Genomic DNA, 25,030 nt, shown 5'->3' on the forward strand with positions numbered 1-25,030 from the left:
TTGGCCATGAACAAAGCCTTACTCTTCGCCGTAGGCGGCGTCGCGCTGGCGACGGCCTGCACCATCAAGACCTACGAGAAGAAGGACCCCAACGCTCCCACGCCCACCACCACGGTAACGGCTGCGCCCGCTCCCACGGAGCCGGCACCCGAAGTGGACGCCGGCTACGATCCCTGCGCCGGCAAGGCCTGCGGCGAGCGCTGTCGCGTCTGCAACCCGAAGGACACCAGCTGCCTCGAGACCGCCGTCATCAAGATGTGCCACCCCGACGGCCAGTGTCTACCCGCCACCGCCGTGGACTGCTCCGGCGACGCCGGCGCCTCGCCGTCAACTCAGTAGCGCCTTCTTGCGCCGCTTGTAGATCGCGTCCCAACCCCGGCGGTAGCTCTCCGTCGCCACCTGCGGCGGGCCGCCACGCGACGCCTCCGGCGTCGTCGGTCGCGCGTCGAGCTCCACGTGAACGTCGCACACCGCCGGCAGCTCCGGCCGGGGCTCGAGGCGCACGACCTCGCCGGCGATGGGCTTGCCGTGCTCCATGGGTCGCACCACGCCGGCCTCGACCTGACCCTCGCGAAAGCGCAGCACCCCGACCCCCGCGCCGTCCGTCGTCTTCGGTCCCAGAACGACGAAGTCTTCCTTCTGCTTCTTGTCGGCTTTGGGAGCAGCAGGCTCCGACACGGGCTTCTTCGATTTTTCCAAGGGGGTCACGAGATTCTAGCGCGACGAGGTGAAAGCGCCGCTGACTTTTGTCGCTGCGGCGCGGAAGCGACGCGCCAGCGCGGCGCGACGGGGTTCGCGCCGCGCCAACAAATGAAGGACGTCAGCGGCGCGGGCGACGTCGATCGTGGGACGTGGTGAGGATCTGCGACAAGGTGAACCCTAGCTGGAGCTGTGGGCGATCCGGCGCACCCCACTGCCAACGCTCGATGGCGCGAGCGTCCGCCAGTATCCGAAAGCTGCCGAAGTCGAGACCCAAAGTGGCGGCACCGAAGGGCGCGTAGATGCCGAAGCCGCCGTCGTCCTTCACGCGGTCGACCACGAACAGATCCACACCGAAGCCGAGCGTGCTGATCACGAGGGGAGAACGGAAGCCGAGGAAGAAGCTCATGGGCAGACCGCCGCCGCCACCGTCGGGGGACGTCCACACCTCGCCGCCAATGAGGGCGCCTCCTACCGGACCTCCGCCGTCGAGGGTTGGCGTCGAAAACGCTTCCAGCTCGATGCGTCCGAACCAGCCGGCGGCAGCGTTTTGGGTCAGCGTGCGGCCGAAGGTGCCGCGGAGCCCCGCTCCGCCGGTTGCCGGCTCACGCGGGGCCTCGTCCTTCGCGGGGGGCTCTTGGCCGTGAGCGATGGCGCGCTGCTGCTCGCCTTCGGCGTCGTCCGGATTGCCCGCGGCGATGGTGAGAGAAGCGCCGGCGGAGTGCTGGGTCTGGGCCTGCGCCGGCTCCGAACCCAGCGCCAGAACGAGGAACAGCAGTGCAGGGAACGCCTGCGCCATCACATTCCGATGGCGGTCTTGAAAACCCAACCCTCGCTGCCTTTGGCGTCGTACTTCACGCGGTACCAATCGTCCTTGCGACCGGTGACCACGACCCGAGTACCACGCAAGATGCGCGCGACGATGGCGCCGTCTTTGGCCTCTGCGCGAATGATGGCCACCTCCCAGCTCACGGTGGCATGTCCGCTCGCTTCGGTGACGTCGGCGCCGGCTTTCTCGCCCGGCTGCTTGAGCTTGACCAGATAGAAGGCCGTGTACTGCGAGTAGGTGTGCTCGAGCCCTTCCAACGTGGCGCTGCCGAACTCTTTCTTGGCGCACTCCATCAACCCGTTGGCGGTGCTGTCCGGAAGCGTGGTGCTCTTGCCGGAGACGTAGTCGACCACCTTGTTCTTCTTGAAGTCGAGCTCGAGGCCGAGACTCAGGGTGCCTTCGGCGCCTTCGGCGGCTGGACAGGTCACCAGCGACTGAATGCGCGCTTTGGTCACGCTCTCCAGATCCAACGAGCCACACTCGTTCTTGCGATGCCCCTCGGCGTCGCGGCAGCTGGTGATCTGTAGCTCACCGATCTCGAGGCGGTCGCTCACGTCCGTGGGCGGCGGCTTGGTCGCCGGCTCCGCCGTGGGGGCGGGGGCGACGGCGGCGGCGGGCGGCGTCGGATCCCCCGAGCCCGCCGGTGCCGCCTCTTCTGCGGCCGAGCTCACTCCCGCGACCTCCTCCGCCGGGGCGCTGGGGACGAGGTGCACGCCCGCCAGTCGAGGCCAGAGCACCCCGAGGCCGAAGCCCACGGCGGTGATGATTCCGACCCGGCTGAAGCGCGGTTTGTCTTCGCCGGGCTTCGGCAGCTCGACCTTCAGGCTGGCTTTGGATGTGGCCATCGATTCAGAAGCGGCTTCGGGCTTGGAGTGGTTTTCGCTGTAGCACGACCGCGGCCAGATGGAAAAATGGCGGCATGGGCCCAGCGCCAAAGCTCGCGGCGGTAGCCGTGGCCATTGGCCTCACCATCGGTGGGGCGGCCCTCGGATGGAGGACATGGATACCCGCCGAGGGGGCGGTGGTCGGCCTGCGGATCGGGGGCACGAGCCTGACGCCCGGAGAGGACATCCGGCAGCACGTGGAACGGCGCGCCCGGGCCCTCGTCCAGCGGCGCTTGGCGCTGACCTTGGGCTCGACCACCCTCACGCGGTCCCTGGGCGAGCTGGGGCTGCGAGTGGACGTGGCGGAAGTCACCCGGCGTGCCCGCGCCATCGGACGTGACGGCGCTTGGGCCACGCGGCTCAGCGAGCTTTCGCGGGCGCGCCGCGGCGAGATCGACGTTCCGCTCACCTTCTCGATCGACCCGAACGCTCTCGGCCGGGTGCTTCTTCCCCTGAAAGAGCGAAGCGACACCTTCGGTACCGCCGCGCGCTGGGACTTCGAGCGCGACCGCGTCGTTCCCGATCGACCGGGTCGCTATCTGGATTTCGACGAGAGTCGGGAAGCGTTGCTTCGAGCCGTGCGCCGCGGCGAGCGCACGGTAACGTTGCCGGTGCGGGAGATCGCGCCTGAGGTGAACGACGACCTGGTACGGAAAGCGGACCTCCACGCGGTGGTGGCGAGCTACGAAACGCACTTTGCGCGAGGTGGCGACGCTGGCAATCGCGCGACGAACATCGAGGTCGCCGCCAAGAAGCTCGATGGCGTGATCCTGGCACCGGGTGCCGTCATCAGCTTCAACCGCGTGGTGGGGGCACGCTCGAAAGACAACGGCTTTCGGCCCGGATGGGAGATCTACAAGGGCGAGATGGTGCGGGGCATCGGCGGCGGCACTTGCCAGGTGTCCAGCACTCTGCACGCGGCGGCGTTCTTCGCAGGGCTCGACGTCATCGAGCGGGCACCGCACTCGCGACCGTCGGCCTACATCGGCTTGGGTCTCGATTCCACGGTCTCCTGGCCCACGTTGGATTTGAAGCTCAGGAACGGCTGGCCGTTTCCCATCGCCATCCACACGGAGGTCCGCGGTGGCACGCTCACCGTGAGCTTGATGGGGGCGAACAAGCCCGCAAAAGTCGAGTTTTTCCGCGACACCCTGGCGGTGATCCCCTTCAAGCGAAAGATCACCGAGAGCAGCTGGCTGCCCGAAGGCACCATCATCAAGAAACAGAAGGGGATCCGCGGTTACCGCATTCGCCGTACCCGCACCATCGTTCCCGCCACGGGCCCCGCTCGGGTGGAAACCAGCATCGACGTGTATCCATCGACTCCGGAGCACTACGTGGTTCCACCGGGCACCGACGTCGACACGGAGCTCCCACCGGAGCCCGGGTCCGTCGCCACGACGGCGGCCGTCATCGAATCCCAGAGCCGCTTCGAGCCCTGACATTTCCCCCTTTTAACCCCGGCTCGCCTGACGGAGGATGTCGAGTGACGCGCCGATGAAGGCTTGCCCGCAGTGCAACCTCAAGTACCCGAGCGACAAGACCGCGTGTTTCGTCGACGGGTCCACCCTGGTCGAGATCCAGGATCCGCGCATTGGTACGACCATCGCTGGGCGCTACTTGATCGAAAGCGTCATCGGCGAAGGCGGCATGGCCACGGTGTACAAGGCCCGCCACCGGTTGATCGACCGGCCCTGTGCCGTGAAGATCATGAACCAGAGCTTCGCCGGGAACGAGGTCATTCGCGAGCGCTTCCGGCGGGAAGCCAAGGCCGCGCAGAAGCTCGCGCATCCCAACATCATCGAGATCTTCGACCAGGGCGAGACGGGGGACGGCAGCCTGTACCTGGTGATGGAGCTGCTCGAAGGGGAGACCCTCGCGGACTTGATGGAGCGGGAGCACCGACTGGGTCTCGAGCGGGCGCTCCCCCTCTTGATCCAAATCGCCCGCGCCCTCGCCCGCGCCCACGACCTCGAGGTGATCCACCGGGATCTCAAGCCGGAGAACATCTTCGTCGCCAAGAACGCGGACGGCTCGGACCGTGCGGTGCTGCTCGACTTCGGCATCGCCCGGTCGATGCAGGACACGCGGCTCACGGGCTCCGGCGAGGTGTTTGGCACGCCGCAGTACATGGCGCCGGAGCGCATCACGAGCATTGACGCGGGACCCGCCGCGGATCTCTACGCCGTCGGCGTGATGATGTTCGAGATGCTCACGGGCAAGCTGCCCTTCGACGCCCGCGACGTCGCGGGATTCTTCATCAAGCACCTGAAGGATCCAGCGCCCTCCATGCTGGACATCGATTCCGGCATCCCCAAGGCGGTCGACGACCTGGCCCAGGAACTGATGGCGAAAGCGCCGGAGGATCGCCCGGTGGACGCCCACCGGGTGGTCGCCGATCTGGTCGCCATCGCGGGCCCCTTGGGCGCGCGCATCCCGGAGGAGCCCCAAGAGGAGGAAGAGAGCATCCGCGGCCACGCGGAGACCTTGCCCCCGGTGGCCATCGATCGCTGGGTGCGGCGCACCGCGGTGTTCGAGCAGATGCTCGCGACCGCCTTTCCCGACGACCGGCCCGAGGAGCTCACCAGCCTGCTCGATCAGGTGAAGAAGCTCGTCCGCGAGATCACCACGCTGCGCAGCAAGAGCCTGGCCCAGCAGCGCCATCTCGAGTCCGTGGAGACGCGAGGGCGAGACGGGCGCCAGCGCTTCGGCAACGCGGTGCACGCCTTGGGTGTGGACGCGAGCCGAGCTCGCGACGAAGCCAAGGCTGCCCAAGGGGCTTCCGGCGAGGTGGATGGCGCCATGGACGCGGCTTTGGCCAAGGTGCTCGAGGCCCACGGCCAAGTGATGTTCTGGGAGGGGCGCACTGGCTTTCAGGCGCCCTACCCCGAGCTGGCCGCGGCCTATCGCACGGTGGCCGACGAAGTCGACGCTTGGGTCATCGTGGGCAAGAAGAAGAGCGAAGCGGAGAGCAAGGCTCGGGCCAAGAAGGCCGAGGTCGACGACCTCGAGTTCCAGATCCAGGAGCTTCGCAACGCCCTGGCCAAGCACGAAGAAGAGATCGAGCTCGAGACCGAGCAGACGCAAAAGAGCATCAGCGAGATGGGCGACCAGGCCGACGCGATGGAAGCGGAGCTCCTGGAGCTGGCCACGCGCTTCTGTGCCCCGCTGCGCAAGCGTCCGGAGCTCGCGCAGCTGTTCCACGATCTCGAAGCCGACGCCGAAGCGGCTTGATTTTTTTGGTTCGGCGCGATGCCCGTCAGGTCGCGTCGATACACAGCTCCACACATCAAGGCGTCGGACGGCGGCCCCGGCTTGATGCGAAGCAGGATGCCGCCGTCGCCGGCGTCGGAGTACGCCGTCGCGTCGGCGCTGTACCACTGATACGGCGTGCTGTTCGCCACGCCGCCAGAGGGCGACGCGCCGATCCCCTTGAACGTCTGCCAACTGACGCTACCGCTGGTCGTGGTGGCGAAGCTCCGTCCGTACACCGCGAGCGTGACCTTCTTGATGGACGACAGCCCGACGGTGCTCGCGCCGCCACTGCCGCCCGCGCCGGATCCCGAGCTGCCGCACCCTGCCAGCACGATCGCGCACACCCACGCCGCAAGCCGCCTCATCGCGCCGAACGCCAGCACGCCGTTCGCGAGTAGCCCGCGCCGGACCAACAACAAGATCAGACTCGGCGCAGGCGACCCGGCTGGTTCACGAGCAGCAGCTCATCGATGTGGCCACGGCCGTTGGCCTTGGAGTTGATGGGCCGAGACACCGGGACGACCGTGCCTTTGAAGCCAGCGAAGATCTTCTTGGACTCCGGCGTGGAAGAGTTCGAGAGCACGGCGCCCACGCCGCGATCCGCCAGCGCCCCGAACACGCGCGCCAGCCGTGCGTGCTCTTCCAGACCGAAGGGCAGGCTGTGGTACGCGGAGAAGTTCGAGGTGATGGACAGCGGGAGGTACGGCGGATCGAAGTACACGGCGTCGCCAGGCTTGGCTTTCTTGCACACGGTTTCGAAATCCGCCTCCAAGATCTCGACGCCTTGGAGCGCGCTCGCAGCCGCACGCAAGTTCGGCTCGTCGCAAATGTTCGGATTCTTGTAGCGACCAAAGGGCACGTTGAACCCGCCGGAGCGGTTCACTCGATACAAGCCGTTGTAGCCGGTCTTGTTGAGGTAGATCACACGGGCGGCGCGCTTCACCAGCGTTCGCGGACGAGCGGCGCGCACGCGGTAGTACTCCTCTTCCGAGTGGCGCATGCGCTTCAGCTCGGATATCACCGCTTCCGCGTCGGCCTGCAGCGCCCGGTACACGGAGAGCAGGTCGGCGTTGCGATCCGAGATCACCGCGCGGCGAAAGCGCTGCTGGGTGGCGAGGGCGAAGAACACCGCGCCGCCGCCCACGAAGGGCTCGTAGTACGTCTCGATCGACTCGGGCAGCAGCGGCAGAATCCGCTCCAAGAGCTGCGTCTTGCCCCCGGCCCACTTGAGCACCGGGCGAGTCGCGCGACGCGTCATCGACGCTTGACTACCGCCCCTTTCGAGCGGCGTCCAGATTCGGGTGCCGTTCCCACCTCGAGCCGCTTCATCATCTTGCTGAGGCCATAGCGGGAGAGTCCCAGGAGCTCGGCGGCGCGGGTCTGATTGCCGCCGGTGCGATCGAGGGCCGTCTCCAGGAGCTCGGTCTCGAGGGCGTCTACCCGGGTGCGCAGGTCGAGGGTCGAGAGCTCCTGCCCCCTCCCTTCGGCGCGCTGGATCTCCGGCGACAAGTGCTCGAGTCGGATCTCGTCGTCCGCCAGCACCAGCGCGCGGCGCAGCTCGTTCTCCAGCTGGCGCACGTTGCCCGGCCAGGCGTAGCCCGAAAGCGCCGCCATCGCCGGCTTGCTCACGTCCATTCGATGGCTCGCGTGCTTGGCGATCAGATGGCGGCACAAGAGCGGGATGTCCCCCGGGCGCTCTCGGAGCGGCGGCACTCGCAGGGAGATCACGTCCAGTCGGTAGAGCAAGTCCTGGCGGAAGCGACCACTGGCGGAGAGCGCGACCAAGTCGCGATGCGTGGCGCCAATCACGCGCACGTCCACCTTGCGGCCCCGCTCGCTGCCCACCGCCCGCACGTCGCCGTCTTCCAGCACCCGCAGGAGCTTGGTCTGCATGCCCAAGCTCATCTCACCGATCTCGTCCAAGAACAGCGTGCCGCCGTTGGCCACCTCGAACAGCCCCGCCCGCGGGCGCGAGGCGCCCGTGAACGCGCCCTTCACGTGACCGAACAGCGCCGACTCGAGCAGGCCCTCGGGAATGGCGCCGCAGTTCTCACTGACGAACGGCTTCTTCGCTCGTGGGCCGTTGTCGTGGATGGCGCGCGCCACGAGCTCCTTGCCGCTGCCGCTCTCGCCGGTCACCAACACCGGCACGTCGCTCTGGGCCACACGATCCACGAGACGGAGCAGCGCGCGGATGGGCTCGCTCTCCCCCACGATGCTGGGGTAATCGAAGCGCGTGCCGCGCCCCGAACGGCTCTCCGCCAGCTCGCGCTCGGCCACGTCGAGCTCGGCTTCGCGCGCCGCCAGCTCCCGCGCGAGGCGCGCCTCCGCCCTCCGCGCCCGCCGCGCCGCACGCCGAAGCAGCAGCTGATCCCGCGCGTCCGCGATGGCCACGGACGCGAGCGCCGCCACCAGCCGCACCCACGAAAGCTCCTTGGGACCGAAGGCGCCACGCCGCACGCGATCGTCCAGGTAGGCAACGCCCAGCACCTCGCCCCGGGCCAGCAAGGGCACCGCCAGCACGCTGCGGAGCTTGAGCGCGTGGACGCTCGCGTGCACGTCGCTCATCTCCCCCGCGGCATCCACCGCCACCACCGGCTCGCGCCGCTGGGCCGCGCGCTCGGCCAAGGTCTGGCTCAACATGAGCTGCTCTTCCGTCAGATCCCGCCGCGCGAGGTTGCGCGCCGCCCGTGGCACCAGGCGATCCCCCGGTGCCCGCAACAAGAGCAGACCGCGCTCCACACCGGTCCACAGCACCAGCGCGTCGAGCGCTTGGTCCAACAAGGGACGCAGGCGATCGCGGCTGCCGAGGGCGTGCACCAGCGCTTCCACGTCGCCGAGCTGCTCCGGAGACAGCTCGCCCCCGCCGGGCGCTTCCACGCTGCGCACCCACGAAAGCTGCGCCACCGACGCCCGCAGCTCCGGCGGCGCGCCCTCGACGAGCTGCCGCGACAGCTCCCGCACCAACAGCGCAAAGCGCCGCACGGCATCGCCATCGCCAACCCGCGCGCCGAGCTCCGCTCCGGCGCTGGCCGCCGGTCCCCGCACCGTCAAAGGGCTCCGCACGCTCGTCAGCTGTACCAGCTCCGTGAGGATTTCTTGGGGTCGGTTCGGCGCGGAAGCTCGCGCCTCGACGAATCCGCGGGCGCTCCACCAGTCGAGGCGAGCGTCGAGCGCCCGGTGCGGATCTCGCGCGAGGCCGTCGAGGTGCACGACGTTCACGTCTGCGCCGTGGCGCAACAGGCGCGCTGCGACGAAGAGCTCGTCATCGCCGCTCGGCTCGGCAAGGAGACCGCGCGCTCGCTCGGCGTGCTCGCGTCCCTCGTGCCCGCCGAGCACGTCGGACAGCGCGAGGTGCGCGTAAGCGCGGCACGCATCGTCGCCCGCGGCGCGGGCCCGCGCGAGGGCGTCGGCTGCGGCTTCTCGCGTCTCGTGCACCGCGCCGGCGCTGGCGAACGCGCTGGCCCGGGACAGCGCGGCGCGGGCGGCATCGCCGTCGCGGCCCAGATGCTCGAACAGCAGGATGGCGCGCGTGGACGCCGACAGCGCGGTGCCGAGCTCGCCGAGCACGGCGGCCGCGGCGGCGACGCTGGTGAGGTACGTCGCTTCTTCCAGCACCGCGCCGGAGCGCTCGGCGTGCTCCGCGGCGCGCTGGAACGACGCCAGCGCTCGCTGGGGATCGCCCGAGAAATGCGCCACGTAGCCCTCGGCGGCGGACAACCGCGCGCGCTCTTCGTCGCTTCGGCACGACGAAAGCCCTGCCCGCACGCTGGCTTCGGCCTTCGCTCGGCGATCCAGTCGCAGCTCGGCGAGGGCGCGCGTCTCGAGCACGCGCGCCGTGGGCGCCACGTCGTCCAAGACCGACAGCGCGCCCGTGGCATTGCCCGCGTCGAGCTCGATCCGCGCCGTGACGGCGGCGGCGCGCGACCGCACCCGCGTGTCATCGGACTGCACACTCGCGAGGATGGCCTTCGCGCGCTCGGCGTCGCCCGCGCGACGCCACACCTCCGCGCGCTCGACCTCCGCCATCGGCCCCTGCACCCGGGCGAGCACCGCGAGAGCGCGCCCGGGCTCGCCACGCAGCCTGAGCGCGCGAGCGAGCTCGAGGTTCAGCGCGTCCGGAGCGTCCGATAGCGCCTCGGCGGCGTTCAGCACCGCGCTCGACGGCGCCCCGCGGGCGATCTCCAGGGCGAGCTCGGTGGGCGTGGTGGGCACGCGTTCCTGGGCGGCGTCGCCCAAGAGCTGCGCCAGGGTGATGCTTTCGGGCTCGGCCAGCGCGAGCAGGCGCTCCGCGAGGGCGCTGTCCCCGGCCTCCAGCGGCCAGCGTGCCGCGGCGGGCCCCACCAGCGCGACGAGCCAGCGCGAGCGGCCCAGGGCGTCGAGCTCTTCCAGCGGCGCCGCCCCGGCGGGCCTGAGCGTCCCGCGCAAGGCCGCGATCTTGCGCGCCAGAGCCACCGTTTCCCGGAGCCACTCGCCGCAGACGCCGGCCACGGCAACATCGCCTTCGGCGTGCTGCGCGTGGGCGGCGATCTCCCGCGAGCGCACCGCCAGGTACGCGCGCCGCACGGCGTGGCGCTCCGGCTCGGGCTCGGTCGTCACCCGACGCCGCACCCAGGCCGCGCTGGGGCGCAGCGCCGCGAGCGGCGCCAGGAGCGCGCGCAGGATCGTCTCGAGCTCCCCCGGGAACGTCGTGCGCGCCGCGACCTTGGCCGGCTCGGCGGACGCCGCCACTTCGGCGCAAGCGATCTCCGCGAGGGTCAGCCCCAGCGCCCACAGGTCGCGAGCCCGCGCGTCGCCCTCGGCGCCGGAGAACACCTCCGGCGCGAGATAGCGCTGAGTGCCACCGCGCGGTGTGGGCGCGTCCGCGTCGTCGCCGAGCCCCAAGTCGATCAGCCGAGCTCGGTTCTGATCGACCACGATGTTGGCGGGCTTCACGTCACCATGGGCACTGCCGGCCGCGTGAAGCTCGGCGAGGGCGTGCCCCACGTCCCGCGCCACGACGCGGGCCAGCGCGCGCCGCGCTTCCGCATCCCGCGCGACGCGTACATCGAGCTCGACTCCAGGGACGTAGTCGAGCGCCACGAAGGCGTGACCCCGGAGCTCGGGCAGCTCGGAAGCGATGAACCCCGCATCGCGCAAGCGCGGCAACACGCTGCTGTCGACGGAGAGCAAGCGCTCGGCCTCGTCGGCCAAACGTCCCGCGAAGCGCTTGTCGCGCGCGACCTTCAGCGTGCGAAGAGCGCCCCCTGGGCCCTCCACCAGCCACGCCTCGCTGCTCTGGCCCTGCCCCAGCTTTCGCGGCCCATGCGCCAACTCAGATGCCATCTTCTTCCCCCAATTGAATCCACTATTGTTGCTATTTTCTACGATTATTGTCAACTCTGTTGCTGGCACACCCGGGGCACCGGGAAGACCGGAAACGGTGCGTGGTAGGCTCCCTCGGTGCAGAAGGACCTGACTCAAGCGCTGCTCGAAGCGCTGGAAAGCGGCCGCCGCGGCGCCCTGGCCACGGTGATCCGCACCAGCGGCTCGGCGCCTCAAGAACCCGGCGCGCGTCTGCTGCTCACGGGAGACGACGTGACCGTCGGCACCGTGGGCGGGGGAGCCATCGAGCACGCGGTGCTCGAGGCGCTCAAGTCCTGCCGCAGCACCGGCAAGCCGACGCTGCTCAGCTATGAGCTGACCCGCGATCTCGGCATGTGCTGCGGGGGTCACATGGAGGTGTTCGTGGAGCCGGTGGAATCGGTGCAGCGTTTGCTGTTGTTCGGTGCCGGACACGTGGCCATGCCCACGGCGGCCTTGGCTCGCACCGTGGGGTTCGACGTCACCGTCATCGACGACCGCGAGGAGCTGAACACCGAAACGCGCTTCCCCGGCTGCCAGCGCATCCTCGCGGAGCCCTCGGAGGCCGCCTCTCGCGTTGCACCGCGACCGGAGGATTGGCTTCTGATCGTGACGCACGATCATCGCCTCGACGAACAGGCTCTGGATACCTTTGCTCGCCTACCCCACCGTTACATCGGCATGATCGGAAGTCGCCGCAAGGTGTTTCGCGTGATCCAACGTATCGCCCAGCGGCGCGAGCTCCCCGTGCTAGAGCGCGTGTACGCCCCCGTGGGTCTGGACATCGGCGCCGTCACTCCGGAAGAGATCGCCGTGAGCATCGTGGGGGAGCTGGTGGCCCTGCGCCACGAGCACGCGAGCCCCCACATGTCGGTGGTGCACGATCCCGCCCTCGCCCGCGTGCTGGCCGGAGATCTCGCCCCCGAAGCCGGCGCCGCCGTCGCCGATCCCAGCGCGCGCTAGCGGGTTCGTGGAGGGCGGTTTCCGCGGCGAGCCAACATCATTCTGCATCTTCTTGTTGGTTCGCCGCGGAAACACGCGGCGCCCCGTCGCGGCCCGTCCGTGGTACCGGAGGCCATGCGCACGACCCTGCTAGTCGCGGCTGTCGCACTGAGCGCCTGCTCGTCGAATGATTCGTCTTCGGCTCGGCCCCAAGACGCCGGCTCGGATCACGTCGCGGTCGATGCGCCGGAAGATGTCGTACTCACGGAAGCTGGCGGGGACGCCGCCACGGACGCGGGGTCGGGTCCCATCGATCTCTCGTCGTCGCCCGGCTCCGGCTTCGAGAGCGAGACGCATGTGGTGCGCGCGCCGGGGGGCCGCATGCTCGCGGTGTGGATGAACCTCGGAGCCAGCGGCGTGCAGAACGGCTACGCCCTTTCGGAGGACGACGGCGCGAGCTGGTCGTCCCCCAAGGTGCTTTCGGGCACACCAACGAAGGGCGACCCTGTCGCCACCTACGGCCAAGACGGCAGCCTCTACTACGGGTTCTTGGACGGCAACTGCGGCGCCCAAGGCTGTGACAACGGCCACGTGTGGGTGGCGCGCCTCGCGCCCGGCAGCACCAGCTTCGAGGCCCCCGTGGACGCGTCGCCGGCGAACCCGGCGGAGTTCTACGACAAGCCGTGGCTGATGACGGGAGCGGACGGAACGCTCGTGCTCGTCGTGGCGGCGCGGCAGGGCCAGAACCCGACCAACATCGACCGGATCGTGGTGGCGCGCTCGACGGACGGAACGTCGTGGTCCCACAGCGAGGCCGTGCCCACCCTGCCCCAGGGGCAGATCGCCGGGATCCCCCACGCCTGCGTCTCGCCCCAAGGCAGCCGCTTGTGGGTCGTATACGTGGACTCCTCGAGCCCGAGCTACGCGGGGCTGCGCTGGAGCGATGATCTGGGCCAGACCTGGCCCGCCGGAAACCACAGCTCGGGCTTTGCGCCGGCATCGAGCCTCGGAGCGTTGCAGGCGTACGACCTGCGCTGCGTCGGGGAGCAGAACGATGTGTGGCTGATGTACGGCCTGGCTTCGGGCAGCTCGTCGGCGACCGGGATACCTCCGCTCGACGAGATCCACGTGGCGCACTCGGCGGATGGCGGCAACACCTGGAACGGCAACGCCGTGATCTCCGAATCGGGAGCGCAGTTTCTGAGGCCGGAGATCGTGCGCACGCCGAGCGGCGATCTGTTCGTGATGGCCTACGGCGGCAGCCACGAGGGCGACACCAACGGAAGCGTGCGCTGGTGGCGCTCGACGGACGCTGGCCAGAGCTTCACGGCGGGCGGCACGCTGCACGCTCCCATCACGTTCACGGGTGATCGCCAGAGCTCGCTGTGGATCGGAGACTACGGCGGGCTGGTCGCGCTCCCGAGTGGCTTTGCCGCGACCTTCGCCGACAACCACAGCGGCAACGCCCACGTGCTGTTCGCGAAACTCGCGCTGTAACCATCCCCCGGCAGAGCTACTCGACATCTCTTGTTGCTCTCGTCGTAGATGTAGCCCGTCGCCAAGAGTTCGGGGCGCGCCGGAGAATCCCCGTCCGGAGCCGTGCTGACGCACCGCGAAAGACGCGCGCCGGACCAACAGACCCCGTAGACAGCTCGACCCGGCCGTGACAAGAGCGAAGCTGCGACGAGCCTTCGTCGCGAGGGAAGTGGCCTCCGGCCCGCGCCGGAAGAGACGGGGAGCTTCGGATGGAAGGCTCGGTACTGACCAAGATCGTTCTGCCTCTCGCGCTGTTCGCGATCATGCTGGGCATGGGGCTGTCGCTGATCCCAGCGGACTTTCGCCGCGTGATGCGCTTTCCCAAAGCCGTCGCCGCGGGCATGCTGTTTCAGCTCGTCGCGCTGCCGGTGCTGGGCTTCGTGGTGGTGCACCTGTTCCGCATGGAGGGCGCGTTGGGCGTCGGGCTCATCGCGTTGGCGCTGTGCCCCGGCGGCACCACCTCCAACATGATCTCGTTCTTGTCCAAGGGCGACGTGGCGCTGTCCATCACCCTCACGGCCATCGTCTCCATCGTCACGCCCTTCACCATCCCGCTGGTGCTCGTACCAACCATGGACGCGATGATGGGCAGCGGTCAGCACATCCAGCTTCCCATCGGCCAGACCATCGTTCAGCTATTGGCGATCACCGTGCTGCCGGTCGGCATCGGCATGCTGATCCGCAACAAAGCGCCGAAGGCTGCCACCAAGAGCGAAGGCGCCGTGCGCATCCTGTCGGTGGTGTTCTTATTCGCGGTCATCGCCGGCATCATGAAGCAGACCTGGGCGGAGCTGCCCGGCTTCTTCGCGCAGACGGGCTTGGCCGCGCTCACGCTGAACGCCACCAGCATGGCCGTCGGCTTCTTCGGTGCGCAGCTCCTGAAGCTGTCCAAGAAGCAGGCCATCACCATCGGTATCGAGGTCGGCATCCAGAACGGCACCACGGCCCTGCTGGTGACCAGCACGCTGCTCGCCAATCCGACCATGAGCATCGCGCCGGCGATCTACAGCTTGATCATGTTCGCCACCGGCGCCGTCTTCGGCGTGCTGGTGAACCTGGGCAAGACGCGCGAAGGCGGAGCGAGCCCCGCCTAGAGTGTGTTGACGGTTTCTGATCGAGGCTACGACCCGCTGCCTTCCGGAGCTGTTGGGGTGAACCTCCTCAGCGTGAGGAGTCGTCGCGTAGCGTCCCGTTGGCGACACGGCACCGCGAGATCGAGGTCGACGGGAATGTCGTGAGGCGCGTCGGGGCCAGCGTCGCCCGTGTTCGCGAAGCTCGCGCTCTAGGTGTGGAGCGCCCGCGCCAGGGGACACTCGGCGGGGATGGGCCGTCCCTGGCGGTAGCGCTCGAGCAGCGCCGTGGAGCGTTGCGCCAGCATGCGGCGCACCTCCCGGCGCATGCCCTTCACGCGCGGGATGGTCATGTCGTCGTAGCCCGTGGTCTGGTGGCGCATCCAGGCGATGGTCGCGGCACGGGCGCGCTCCTCGATGGAGATGCGTTGGGTGCGCGCCACCGTACCGCTGCCGACGGGCGTGGCGTGGGCGGCGATCGCCGCGGCCATCTTCTTGGCGAGCTCGCCATGGCACGGCGCAAAGTCCAAGAACTCGAGCACCTGACGCTCGAACTCAGCGGCGTACTCTCCTTCTCGGACCTCGCGCTTGTTGCGCGCGGCATCGAGCTTGCGCTGGTACGCCGGATCGGCGCGCTCGACGGCCAGCGCCGCGGTGATGCGCTCGACGCGATCCTTGGGCGCCCAGATCCCACGCGAGAACAGCTTGCGGCCCTTCTTCTCTTGCACCAGCCAGTGCGCGCCGCCCGCCTTCACACGCCGGCTGAGCGCCGGATCCCCCGGCGGCACCAGCACCCAGTCGCTCGGGGCGCTGAGGTACTCGCCAGAATCTGTCTTCACTTCCCGGGGCGTGCGGCCAGGACGGACGATGCGGCTCCCATCGGACATCGCGCGGCGACGTACCACGGAACGCGGCCCGCGGGCGTCACGATCTCCTTGCGCGTTCGCTCGCTACGGCACACCCTTCGTCAGATGCACCCCGAACGAGAAAACGCGTGAAGATGCGCGCGCCGTTCGTAGTCACCATCAGCGCCGCCGTCGCCGCAGGCGCCCTCGCGTCGTGTGGCGGAAATACCGTCACTGCGTCCGAGAAAGGGGACGGAGGACCAGGAGGTTCGGACGGCGCGGCGGGCACCGCAGGTAGCGCCGGACTCGGCGGACTCGGCGGACTCGGCGGTTCGAGCGGTGCGCCTGCAGATGCCGGCGCGCCTTGCCCGCCGGATCCACCCACGTTTGGCGGCAAGGGTTGGACCACTGCCTGCGTCCCCCATCAGGTTTGCCACTACGACATCGCTTGTCAGAGTGGAAAGATCTCCCTCGATATCGAGTGTGACCCAAAGAGCTCCGAGCACTGGAAGGTCGTCGATCCCCTTCAGTGCTCCCAGCCCTACGACTCCTGTCCTGGCACGAGCCTGATCTGCTCACCCGAAGGCGGTTGGTATTTCTACACGAACTACGACTACAACCCGCCGGGCCCGTGCCCGCCGACCCAGCCGTCGGAGGGCGCACAGTGCATGCCGGGAGGCTTCGGAGGTGACCCAAGCGCGTGCGGCTATCCATGCAGCGCCGCAGGGTCGAGCTGGACGGTCATGCACTGCGAATTCGGCGATGGGCCATCGGTTTGGACCGGTGATGGCGCCTGCAATTGAGGTTCGCTGTTCTTCGTCCCAAAAAGGCGAGGTCGCCCTGCGAAGGGCCCTGTCCCCGCGAGACGGGTACCTTGCCCGACTGGACCTCGCCGTCCTGTACACGGACACTGACCGACTGCTCGAGGCGGAACAGATCTACCGCGAAGGCATCGTGCTCCAGCCGGATCATCGAGAGCGCCTGGAAGGCCTGGCGGACTTCCTGAGCGACACGGGTCGCGATGCCGAGGCGGACGAATGGTACGAACGGGCGCGGGTGCTGCCCACGCGCGAGGAGCGGCGGCGCCGGCGCAGGAACCAGAACTGAGCCTCGCAGGCCCTTCGCATGGCTCCGTGGCTGCGCCGCGGCGGCGCCGTGATAGCGTTCCATCCGTGCGAAAGCCCTCCGGCCCCTGGGAAGCGGCGACCGAGCCTGCGGGCACGGACCCGGTCGATCCAGAGGACGGACCCACGCTGCAAGTCTTCGTGCCGAGCCAAGGACCCGCGCGCGTGCTCGGCAACACCGACGACGACTTGGTGGAGACGACCAAGCAGCCGCTGCCGCGCTTCGAAGAGCTGACGGGCTCGGGCTTCTACGAAACGATCACGAAGCCCCGGCGATGGGAGCAGGAGGAGCTGGACGAAGCCTCGACACTGCGACGATCGGAGCGAGACGAGCTGGACGAGGCGGCGACCTTGCGACGGCCGCCGGGCCTGCCCCCGCTGCCGTTGCCGCCGCCACCACGACCCTGGGCAGCCCCCGAGCCGCCACTGAAGACGGATCCATTTCCGCTGCTGCCGCCGCCAAAGAGCGAGCCGTTTCCGTTGCTCGAACACGCTCCGCCGGAAGATCCGGTGATCGAGGTGGCGCCGGAGCTGTCCTTGGCGCCGCCGGTGCTGCCCCCGGCGGCGTTTCACCCGCCCATGCCTCCGCCGCCCCCGGCGGAGGATCCGCGCTTGGTGCCGCTGGTGCTGCGGCTCACGTCGGACCGCACGGCCATCGCGGCGGCGATCGGTGTGTTCGCGGCGATCACCGTGGTTGGCGTGGTCGTTTCGTTGGTGCTCGTCGCTCGCAGTCGCAGCACCACCCCCGCACCCTCCACCGCCGCCGCGACCGCGCCCATCGCGCCCGCGGCGGTGCCCGCATCGGTCAGCTGTCGACTGTCGGAGCTGCCGCGGCGTCTGGCGCCGGAGGCGACCTTCGACATCACGCCCCAGGTGGCGGCCGCCCCTGGCGACAAGATCGCCGTCGGCTTCGTCACGCCGAGCCAGGAAGCCGTGGGACTGATCGTGTCCCTGGACGGCCTGAGCACCGAGACGCGCCTGCGAAAGCAGGGCTCCGGACGCATCCTGTCCGTCAGCCCCCTGCCGCACCGCTCCCCCGTCACCTTCGCCGTGGACGAGCCCGTCGCGACACTGCAGCTGGCCAAGACCATCGGCTCCATGCGCCTGGGCGCCACCAGCGCCGGCATCGTGCGCCTCGAGCCAGGTCGCGATCCGAGCGTGGTGTGGCCCGGGCCGCCCGGCACCATCACCACCCTCAGCGCCGCCAGCCTCGAAGGCGTGGGCACCGCCGTGGCCCTGGGACGCGGCGGTGAGAGCGGCGACGTCGTCTTCGGATGGCTGTCGTCGGATGGTTCCCGCGGCACGGATCTCGGTCGCCTCGCCGTCGGCCAGCGTCGTGTCGGCGCTCCGGCGGTCGCAGCGGGCGACGGCGGAGCGCTCACGGTGTTCGCTGCTCATGGAACGGGCGAACCGTGGTCGCTGTACGCCGCCCTGGCGAAGCCTGGCAAGCTACCCGTCACCACCGTGCGCCTCGAGCCCGGGGACGTTCCCGCGAACCAGCGCGGGCCCGTCGTCGCGGCGCTACCGAGCGGCGGGTTCCTGCTCGCGTGGCGTGAAGGTCGCCGGCTGCGCGCGCGACCCCTGGACGCCGCCCTCCGCGCCACGGGTCCCATCGTGGAGATCGCAAATGACATCGATCTGGTGCCGGCGCCCGGCGCCCTCGGTGTCCGCCACGACCGCGTGCTGTCGCTCTATGGCGTACGCTCCGGCAATGCCACGGAGCTGTGGGGTGCGGTTCTGAGCTGTTCCTGAGCCAGGGTTTCCCCGCACCGGCGGCGACGCTACGCTAGCGACCGACATGGCCATCGCCTTCACTCTCAACGGCCGGACCATCGACGCCGGTGACGCGGATCCCCATCAGCCTCTGTTGCACTTCCTGCGAGGTCGCGGCCTCACCGGCACCAAGGAGGGCTGCGCCGAGGGCGAGTGCGGCGCCTGCGCCGTGGTGCTCGTCACGCGAGACGCAGAGGGGCGCGCGCGCTATCAGCCGGTCAACAGCTGCCTCTTGCTGTTGGGCTCCGTCGCCGGCCACGAGGTGCTGAGCGTGGAGGGTCTGGCCCAGGGCGGCGAGCTCCACCCGGTGCAGGAGGCGATGGTGAAGCATGGCGGCTCACAGTGTGGCTACTGCACACCGGGCTTCGTGATGAGCCTGTTCGCCGAGTACCACCGGCCAGGGCGCGAAGCGTTCGACCTGGAAGCCATTTCTGGAAACCTGTGCCGCTGCACCGGCTACCGACCGATCCGTGACGCCGCGGCCTCACTGCCGATGGCCCCCGCGGAAGATCCCTTCCAAGCGCGCCTGAAGGCGCCGCCGCCGGAGCTCGCTCTCGTCGAGCTCGCAAACGGCAAGAGCTACTTTCGCCCCACCGCCCTCGCCGACGTGTTTCGGCTGCAGCAGGCGCACCCGGCCGCGCGCCTGGTGGCCGGCGGCACCGACGTGGTGGTCGACATGAACCAGCGAGGCCTGCGCTTCGACGGCGTCATCTCCCTGGAGAACGTGGCGGAGCTCCTAGGCCTGGAGTGGGGCGACAGCGAGGTTCGCATCGGCGCCGGCGTGTCCCTCAGCGACGTGGAGCACTTCGTTCAGGGTCGGCTGCCGATGTTGGAGCAGCTCTTGCCGCTGTTCTCCTCGCGGCTCATTCGCAATCGCGCCACCTTCGGCGGCAACCTCGCCACGGCGTCCCCCATCGGCGACGGCCCCCCGGCGCTCTTGGCGCTCGACGCAGAGGTCGAGATCGAAAGCGCCAAGGGCGCGCGGCGGGTGCCGCTGGCGAGCTTCTTCAAAGGCTATCGCAAGACCGAGCTCGGCACTGGAGAGGTGCTGAAGAGCATTTTCGTCCCGCTGCCCCTCCCTCGGCATCAACGCTTCTACAAGGTGAGCAAGCGGAAGCTGGACGACATCTCCACCGTGGCGGCGGCCTTCGCCCTCACCACCGGGAAGAACGCCACCATCGAGAGCGTGCGCCTGGCCTTCGGCGGCGTGGCGGCCACGCCGGTGCGAGCCACCGAGGCCGAACGTGCGCTCACGGGCAAACCGTGGAATACCGAAAGCGTGGTGGCAGCGGCGGCGATCCTGTCCCGCTCGTTTTCGCCCATCGACGATCACCGCGGCAGCGCCGCCTACCGGCGCGCGATGATCAGCGAGCTGTTTCGCAAGTTCGCCGCAGACACGCAGGGAGGTGCAACGTGAAAGCACTGGGGTCGGCCATTTCTCACGAGAGCGCGCGCGGGCACGTGACCGGCGATGCCTTGTACACGGACGACTTGGCCCTACGGCATCCCGGCGCGCTGCACGCCTGGCCGGTGACGGTGGACCACGCCCACGCGCGCATCACGCGCATCGACGGAGAGCAAGCTCGAACCCTACCGGGCGTCGTGCTGGTGCTGGGCGAGAGCGACGTCCCGGGAGAAAACCAGGTGGGCGCCTCGCGCCCCGACGAGCCGCTGTTCCCGAGCGAGGTGATGTTCCACGGCCAGGCCGTAGCGTGGGTCATCGCCGAGAGCGAAGAGCAAGCGCGCCTGGCCGCCGCGGCGGTGAAGGTGGAGACCGAACCGCTGCCTGCGCTGCTCGACATCGAAAGCGCGATCGCCGCCGAGAGCTTCCTGACGGATCCCCTCACCATTCGCCGCGGCGATCCCGACGCCGCGCTGGCCAAGGCGCCCCAGCGCCTGAGCGGGGAGATCCACATCGGCGGCCAGGAGCACTTCTACCTGGAGACCCACGCCGCCTTCGCGGTGATGGACGAGACCGGACACCTCCTGGTCCACTCCAGCACGCAGCACCCCACCGAAACTCAGGAGATCGTCGCCCGCGTGATGGGCGTTCCGAGTCACGCCGTCACCGTGCAGTCCCTGCGCATGGGCGGCGCCTTCGGTGGCAAGGAGGTGCAGGCCAACGCGTTCGCCGCCGTGGCCGCCATCGCCTGCCACAAGACCGGCCGCCCGGTGCGCGTGCGGCTGGATCGCCTGCGCGACATGACCCTGAGCGGCAAGCGCCACCCGTTCCTGGGCCGCTTCGACGTGGGCTTCGACGACCAGGGCAAGCTCCTGGCAGCGAAGTTCGCGCTCTTCGCCGACGGCGGCTGGAGCTTGGATCTGACGGAGCCCATCGTGTACCGCGCGATGTTCCACGTCGACAATTGCTACGCCATCCCCGACGTCGAGGTGGTGGGCCGCGGGGTGCGCACCCACAAGACGTCGCAGACCGCGTTCCGTGGCTTCGGTGGTCCCCAGGGCATGGTGGTGATCGAAGAAGTGCTGGACCGCATCGCCCGCACCCTGGGTCTCGCGCCGGAGGACGTGCGGCGCAGAAATTTCTACAGCGAGGGCGACCAGACGCACTACGCCGAAGACGTGCGCGACGCCGAGCGCATCGAACGCATCTGGACGCAGCTTTCCAAGAGTAGTGACTACGCGGCGCGGAAGCAGGAGATCGCGAAGTTCAACGCGGCGAGCCAACACAAAAAGAAAGGGCTGGCCATCACCCCCGTTAAGTTCGGCATCTCCTTCACGGCCACGTTCTTCAATCAAGCCGGCGCGCTGGTGTTGGTGTACGCCGACGGCAGCGTGCAGGTGAACCACGGCGGCACGGAGATGGGCCAGGGCCTGCACACCAAGATGCTGCAGGTGGCAGCGCACACGCTGGGCGTGAGCCTGGATGCCGTGCGCATGATGCCCACGCGTACCGACAAGGTGCCCAACACCTCGGCCACGGCGGCCTCCAGCGGCTCGGATCTCAACGGCGCCGCGGTGAAGGCGGCCTGCGAGACCATTCGCGAACGGCTCGCGGGCGTGGCCGCGCTGGAGCTCGGGGTGAGCGCGGAAGACGTGGCCTTCGAGGATGGTCAGGTCTTCGCCCGCGGTGAGCCCGAAAAGAAGCTCGCCTTCTCGGACGTCACCCACCGGGCCTACATGGCACGCATCCCGCTGTTTTCTTCCGGCTTCTACAGGACGCCGGAGATCTACTTCGACAAGGCGAGCGGCACCGGCAAGCCGTTCCACTACTACGCCTACGGCGCAGCGGTGACGGAAGTGGAGGTCGACGGCTTCACCGGCATGTACGACGTCACGCGGGTGGACATTTTGCACGACGTCGGGGACTCGCTGTCACCGCTGGTGGATCGCGGCCAGGTGGAAGGCGGCTTCATCCAGGGGCTCGGCTGGCTCACGCTGGAAGAGCTCCGTTGGGACGATCAGGGACGCTTCGCCACCCGCGGCGCGTCCACCTACAAGCTGCCGGGCCTGGGCGAGTGCCCGCCGGTGTTCAACGTGGAGCTTCTCGAGCGCGCGGCCGAGCCCACGGTGGTGTACGGCAGCAAGGCCGTGGGCGAGCCGCCCTTCATGCTGGCCCTCAGCGGGCGGGAAGCGCTGCGCGACGCCGTGAGCGCCTTTGGCAACGGCGGCATCGTCGAGCTCGGCTGTCCGTCCACTCCGGAGGCGGTGTACTTCGCCATCGAGCGCCTGCGCGCCACCAGCGAGAAGAGCCGCGCGGCTCAGTAGTCTTCGCAGATGTAGGCGACCTTGCCGCCGCACGCGACCTCATGCCAGGTGCCGTCGACGCCCATCTGCATGCAGTCCGAGGCGTCTTTTCCCACGGGCTCGGTGCTGCCCCAGTTGGTGTACACGCTGCCCACGGGGCTGCCGTTGTGACCGCCGGTCCAGAACGCCGTGCCGTCGGGCCACTCCCAGTTGCCCTCCGTGGTCCAGTCCGTAGCGCCCAGCCACACCGCACCCATCGCCAGGGACGTGGCGGTGGAGCGCAGCCAGTCGTTCTCCTGGGCATCGTTCGGGCGCGCGGGTTTCATGTTCTGGGCGATGCAATCCTCCGCCGCAACGCTGAGGGTGCTCTGCGTGGCGCAGAAGGAGTAGCCGTGGTTGTCGAACTTCTGCCCCGAGCAACCCGGAGAGCACACGCCGCCGTTGTCCGGCGTGCCGTCGCAGTCGTCGTCTACGCCGTTGCACACTTCGGCGCCGCAGCTGCCCCCCGTGCCGCTGCCGCCACCGGTGCCGGTAGTTCCCGCTGCACCTCCGGGGAAGCCGCTGTCGGTCGGAAAGCCGCCGCTGTTGCCGATGCCGGAGGAGCCACCGCCGCCCTCGTTGCCGCTGCCGCCGCTGCCGCCCGCATCGACGTCGCCACCACCACTGCCGCTACCGGGCGGTCCGTCTCCCACGTCTTCGCTGGACGCGCACGCACACGCGAGGCTGGCCACGACAGCCACCACGGACATGCTGCGCGCGAACATCCAGGCGAGCGTAGCACGCGTGGTACGCTCGCAGCATGAGGCCCGTCCTGCTCTGCTGCGTGGTGCTGCTCGTGGGCTGCAGCAGCGAAAACGGCGACGGCCCGCCGGCTGCCAGCTCCGGGGGCGCCGCGGGCTCGGCCAGCGGCGGCAGCGCCGGCACCCAGCCGAGCGACGGCGGTTTCCCGTCCGGTGGCAGCGGCGGCGCAGCGGGCATGGCCGGCAGCTCGGGCAGCGGCGCCTCCGCCGGTGCCGGAGGTTCTGGCGGCGATCCCAACTTCACCGCCGACGGCTGCTTCAAGTGGACCCAGCAGAACGCGCTCCAGGCGGCCGTCGACCAAAACGACTGCGTCGAAGTCCAACCCGGCACCTGGCTGCTCGACGCCACGGTAGCCATGAAGCCCGGCCACACGCTGCGCGGCGTGAGCGCCGCCGAGTCGATCTTGAAGGCCAACGCGGCAAGCTGGAGCTTCGGCTGCTGCGACTCCATGGTGGGCGACACCCTGCCGCCAGATCCCGCCGCCAATCCCTTCAAGGTCCAAAAGCTCACCTTGGACGGCTCCGGCGTTGCCACCTACAACGTGTGCTGTCGCGGCTACCTGGTGGAAGACTCGGTGCTGAAGAACAACCGCTGTTCCGCCATCGGCGCGGCCGGCACCGGCGTCACCGCCAAGAACAACCAGATGCTGTACAGCGCCCAGCCCACCAGCATTCCGGGCAAGGGCACCGTCAGCTGCGCGACGGGCGGCTTCGGGGGCGTGGCCGAGGGCGCCGCCATCTACTCCGAAGCCAAGGCCGCCAACTTTGGCACCGTGATCGACGGCAACGTCATCAAGTTCAGCTTCGGCCCCGCGCTCGACGTGAACGGTGCTTGGGGCGGGACCTTCACGAACAATCAAGTCTCCGACAACACCGCCTGGGCCGCCGTCAGCTTGTACGGAGCGAGCAACTGGAAGATCACGAACAACGTCATCAGCCACCCCGGCACGGAGCCGCCCCAGCCCTATCACCCCTATTGCGCCACGGGCCCGAGCGGCGGCCACTCCGCGGGCATCTTCCTGTGCCAGGACACGGACCAGGACAACCTCGTGGTCAACGGCAATACCATCAGCGGCAACAAGACCTCGAGCTTCTACGGCATCTTGAGCGTAGGCGCCGACGAGCTGAAACCGTACTGGGCGCCGCGCAACAACACCTTCACGAACAACGACGTCTTCGGCAGCAACGTGGGCTGCGCGGACGACTTCTCCCCGGGTCAGTGGCAGACGGACAAGAACACCTGGACCGGCAACAACTGCGCCGGCGCTGCCAACACCCCGCCCAACTACTTCTGATCCAGCTGCTTGTTGGTCCGGCGCGATACCCGTCGCGCCTCACCAGCGCTGGGCGTCCAGGCTCGGCGCGATCGCCTCGAACCGGTCGTCGCGGAAGTCCGCGATCGCGCGGACCCGGCCGTAGCCATCTGCCAGGGGTTCGTCCCCGAAACGCACCCGATGAAGCCGGCCCTCGCGCGCAAAGAGAAGGTCGTCGTTCCGATCCCAGTCCGCCCAATCCGTCCGCCCCAAGTCGAGGCACTCTCCGCTTTTTTCGTCGAGCACCCGATGGGAAAAGGCGTACCATGGCCCATCACGCTCGCCGATGCCGTGTAGGTGACGCTCCAAACGGAGCCGGCGCGGCTTCGGCCCGTGCTTCGCGTACACCTCGGTATCGACGTACTCCCACTTGAACGGGCGCTCGAAGGAGTAGTCGGTGCGTTTGCCCTCGGAGCGGAGCGTCCAGCCGTCGCGCAGCATCCGCAAGTGCGCGATGGGATGGTCCTCCCCCGCCCCGGCGCGGTCGCCCAAGAGCTCCACCCGCACGCGCTTGCCGAGGGAGAAGCCCTCGGCAAGCTTCGTCTGGTTCAACGGGTGGTTCAGCTGCACGCGATGGTCGTCGGCAAAGAGCCCACCGCCTCCCCAGGTGTCTCCCTTGGGCCACAGCGCCAGTGCCGTGAAGTACGGCGGTCGGCTGATCGCCGTGTACGTCAGAAACGGCGGGCGCTGCGTGCTCGCGAAGTAGATGAAGGTCTCCCCCGAAGGAGATAGATCACTGCGCTGCTCGAACACCCGGCCCTTGAGCCACTGGCCGCGCTCGAAGGAGTCGTCCTCGCGGTTCCACGCGATCAGACGTACCTGCTTGGAGGGACCCCGGCGCAAGACCACGGCCTTCGCGGTCCGTCGCGCCAGGTGAACGAAGAGCCGAACGCTGCTCGTCGTCGTGCCCAT

Annotated in this window: 20 protein-coding genes; 12 read left to right on the top strand and 8 right to left on the bottom strand. The window is 69.0% G+C overall.

The genetic code is table 11. From position 1 onward, the window contains the following. Nucleotides 1–6 precede the first annotated feature (6 nt). Nucleotides 7–339 (top strand): hypothetical protein, encoded by a 333-nt coding sequence (locus H6717_20405; GenBank protein MCB9579404.1) that lies wholly within the window; start codon nt 7–9, stop codon nt 337–339. Here H6717_20405 and H6717_20410 read toward each other — a convergent pair. The 3 genes from H6717_20410 to H6717_20420 form a co-directional block, all read right to left on the bottom strand. Continuing rightward, nucleotides 328–708: a hypothetical protein gene (locus H6717_20410; GenBank protein ID MCB9579405.1), complete on the bottom strand. Its 381-nt coding sequence runs from the start codon at nt 706–708 to the stop codon at nt 328–330. The genes H6717_20405 and H6717_20410 overlap by 12 nt on opposite strands. 112 nt (nt 709–820) lie before the next feature. Further along, on the bottom strand, nt 821–1,498 hold the full coding sequence (locus H6717_20415; protein ID MCB9579406.1) for a hypothetical protein: 678 nt from the start codon (nt 1,496–1,498) through the stop codon (nt 821–823). Next, nucleotides 1,498–2,373, bottom strand: a complete 876-nt coding sequence (locus H6717_20420; GenBank protein ID MCB9579407.1) for an SH3 domain-containing protein — start codon at nt 2,371–2,373, stop codon at nt 1,498–1,500. Before H6717_20420 ends, H6717_20415 begins: the two co-directional genes overlap by 1 nt. A 74-nt stretch (nt 2,374–2,447) precedes the next feature. Here H6717_20420 and H6717_20425 point away from each other — a divergent pair, with 74 nt between their 5' ends. Together H6717_20425 and H6717_20430 are read left to right on the top strand one after the other, a co-directional pair. Further along, nucleotides 2,448–3,854 carry a VanW family protein gene (locus H6717_20425; protein MCB9579408.1) on the top strand — a complete coding sequence of 469 codons (1,407 nt, stop codon included), beginning with the start codon at nt 2,448–2,450 and terminating at the stop codon, nt 3,852–3,854. A 37-nt stretch (nt 3,855–3,891) separates the two neighbouring features. Continuing rightward, nucleotides 3,892–5,646, top strand: coding sequence for a serine/threonine protein kinase (locus H6717_20430; GenBank protein MCB9579409.1), 1,755 nt, complete (start codon nt 3,892–3,894; stop codon nt 5,644–5,646). A gap of 442 nt (nt 5,647–6,088) precedes the next feature. Here the strand turns inward: H6717_20430 and H6717_20435 are convergent, their stop codons facing one another. Both H6717_20435 and H6717_20440 read right to left on the bottom strand, forming a co-directional pair. Then, nucleotides 6,089–6,925, bottom strand: a complete 837-nt coding sequence (locus H6717_20435; protein MCB9579410.1) for a DNA adenine methylase — start codon at nt 6,923–6,925, stop codon at nt 6,089–6,091. After that, nucleotides 6,922–10,992 carry a sigma 54-interacting transcriptional regulator gene (locus H6717_20440; GenBank protein ID MCB9579411.1) on the bottom strand — a complete coding sequence of 1,357 codons (4,071 nt, stop codon included), beginning with the start codon at nt 10,990–10,992 and terminating at the stop codon, nt 6,922–6,924. Before H6717_20440 ends, H6717_20435 begins: the two co-directional genes overlap by 4 nt. Nucleotides 10,993–11,109: 117 nt before the next feature. Here H6717_20440 and H6717_20445 point away from each other — a divergent pair, with 117 nt between their 5' ends. The 3 genes from H6717_20445 to H6717_20455 all read left to right on the top strand — a co-directional run bounded on the left by H6717_20445 (nt 11,110) and on the right by H6717_20455 (nt 14,582). Beyond that, nucleotides 11,110–11,973, top strand: a complete 864-nt coding sequence (locus H6717_20445) for an XdhC family protein (GenBank protein ID MCB9579412.1) — start codon at nt 11,110–11,112, stop codon at nt 11,971–11,973. A gap of 114 nt (nt 11,974–12,087) precedes the next feature. Further along, nucleotides 12,088–13,449, top strand: a complete 1,362-nt coding sequence (locus H6717_20450) for an exo-alpha-sialidase (protein ID MCB9579413.1) — start codon at nt 12,088–12,090, stop codon at nt 13,447–13,449. Nucleotides 13,450–13,697: 248 nt separating this feature from the next. Continuing rightward, complete coding sequence (locus H6717_20455; GenBank protein MCB9579414.1) at nt 13,698–14,582, top strand: bile acid:sodium symporter family protein; 885 nt, start codon at nt 13,698–13,700, stop codon at nt 14,580–14,582. Between the two features lie 188 nt (nt 14,583–14,770). Here the strand turns inward: H6717_20455 and H6717_20460 are convergent, their stop codons facing one another. Further along, entirely contained in the window at nt 14,771–15,445 is a 675-nt protein-coding gene (locus H6717_20460) for a DUF2293 domain-containing protein (protein ID MCB9579415.1), read from the bottom strand. 107 nt (nt 15,446–15,552) lie between these two features. Here H6717_20460 and H6717_20465 point away from each other — a divergent pair, with 107 nt between their 5' ends. The 5 genes from H6717_20465 (at nt 15,553) to xdhB (ending at nt 22,026) form a co-directional block, all read left to right on the top strand. Next, nucleotides 15,553–16,206, top strand: coding sequence for a hypothetical protein (locus H6717_20465; GenBank protein ID MCB9579416.1), 654 nt, complete (start codon nt 15,553–15,555; stop codon nt 16,204–16,206). Further along, a complete protein-coding gene (locus tag H6717_20470; GenBank protein MCB9579417.1) occupies nt 16,190–16,510 on the top strand; it encodes a hypothetical protein in 321 nt (106 codons plus the stop codon). Before H6717_20465 ends, H6717_20470 begins: the two co-directional genes overlap by 17 nt. Nucleotides 16,511–16,575: 65 nt before the next feature. Continuing rightward, entirely contained in the window at nt 16,576–18,279 is a 1,704-nt protein-coding gene (locus H6717_20475; protein ID MCB9579418.1) for a hypothetical protein, read from the top strand. A 46-nt stretch (nt 18,280–18,325) separates the two neighbouring features. Continuing rightward, entirely contained in the window at nt 18,326–19,717 is a 1,392-nt protein-coding gene (xdhA, locus tag H6717_20480; GenBank protein ID MCB9579419.1) for a xanthine dehydrogenase small subunit, read from the top strand. Then, entirely contained in the window at nt 19,714–22,026 is a 2,313-nt protein-coding gene (gene xdhB / locus H6717_20485) for a xanthine dehydrogenase molybdopterin binding subunit (protein ID MCB9579420.1), read from the top strand. Before xdhA ends, xdhB begins: the two co-directional genes overlap by 4 nt. Here the strand turns inward: xdhB and H6717_20490 are convergent. Continuing rightward, nucleotides 22,020–22,769: a C-type lectin domain-containing protein gene (locus H6717_20490; GenBank protein MCB9579421.1), complete on the bottom strand. Its 750-nt coding sequence runs from the start codon at nt 22,767–22,769 to the stop codon at nt 22,020–22,022. The two genes, xdhB and H6717_20490, sit on opposite strands and share 7 nt — an antisense overlap. Nucleotides 22,770–22,804: 35 nt before the next feature. Between H6717_20490 and H6717_20495 the strand changes: the two genes are divergently transcribed. Continuing rightward, a complete protein-coding gene (locus H6717_20495; GenBank protein ID MCB9579422.1) occupies nt 22,805–24,100 on the top strand; it encodes a right-handed parallel beta-helix repeat-containing protein in 1,296 nt (431 codons plus the stop codon). Between the two features lie 39 nt (nt 24,101–24,139). On the opposite strand, the gene H6717_20500 is transcribed toward H6717_20495, so the two are convergent. Then, nucleotides 24,140–25,030 carry a hypothetical protein gene (locus H6717_20500; protein ID MCB9579423.1) on the bottom strand — a complete coding sequence of 297 codons (891 nt, stop codon included), beginning with the start codon at nt 25,028–25,030 and terminating at the stop codon, nt 24,140–24,142.

The organism is Polyangiaceae bacterium, from assembly GCA_020633235.1.
In the GTDB taxonomy this organism is placed as follows: domain Bacteria; phylum Myxococcota_A; class Polyangia; order Polyangiales; family Polyangiaceae; genus JACKEA01.

Bases quoted from the DNA above. Each gene is read 5' to 3' on its own strand.
- H6717_20430 (MCB9579409.1), top strand. From the start codon at position 3,892: ATGTCGAGTGACGCGCCGATGAAGGCTTGCCCGCAGTGCAACCTCAAG.
- H6717_20450 (MCB9579413.1), top strand. From the start codon at position 12,088: ATGCGCACGACCCTGCTAGTCGCGGCTGTCGCACTGAGCGCCTGCTCG.
- H6717_20435 (MCB9579410.1), bottom strand. From the start codon at position 6,925: ATGACGCGTCGCGCGACTCGCCCGGTGCTCAAGTGGGCCGGGGGCAAG.
- H6717_20460 (MCB9579415.1), bottom strand. From the start codon at position 15,445: ATGTCCGATGGGAGCCGCATCGTCCGTCCTGGCCGCACGCCCCGGGAA.
- H6717_20455 (MCB9579414.1), top strand. From the start codon at position 13,698: ATGGAAGGCTCGGTACTGACCAAGATCGTTCTGCCTCTCGCGCTGTTC.
- H6717_20420 (MCB9579407.1), bottom strand. From the start codon at position 2,373: ATGGCCACATCCAAAGCCAGCCTGAAGGTCGAGCTGCCGAAGCCCGGC.
- xdhA (MCB9579419.1), top strand. From the start codon at position 18,326: ATGGCCATCGCCTTCACTCTCAACGGCCGGACCATCGACGCCGGTGAC.
- H6717_20495 (MCB9579422.1), top strand. From the start codon at position 22,805: ATGAGGCCCGTCCTGCTCTGCTGCGTGGTGCTGCTCGTGGGCTGCAGC.
- H6717_20470 (MCB9579417.1), top strand. From the start codon at position 16,190: ATGGCGCCTGCAATTGAGGTTCGCTGTTCTTCGTCCCAAAAAGGCGAG.
- H6717_20415 (MCB9579406.1), bottom strand. From the start codon at position 1,498: ATGGCGCAGGCGTTCCCTGCACTGCTGTTCCTCGTTCTGGCGCTGGGT.
- H6717_20405 (MCB9579404.1), top strand. From the start codon at position 7: ATGAACAAAGCCTTACTCTTCGCCGTAGGCGGCGTCGCGCTGGCGACG.
- H6717_20490 (MCB9579421.1), bottom strand. From the start codon at position 22,769: ATGTTCGCGCGCAGCATGTCCGTGGTGGCTGTCGTGGCCAGCCTCGCG.
- H6717_20425 (MCB9579408.1), top strand. From the start codon at position 2,448: ATGGGCCCAGCGCCAAAGCTCGCGGCGGTAGCCGTGGCCATTGGCCTC.
- H6717_20500 (MCB9579423.1), bottom strand. From the start codon at position 25,030: ATGGGCACGACGACGAGCAGCGTTCGGCTCTTCGTTCACCTGGCGCGA.
- H6717_20440 (MCB9579411.1), bottom strand. From the start codon at position 10,992: ATGGCATCTGAGTTGGCGCATGGGCCGCGAAAGCTGGGGCAGGGCCAG.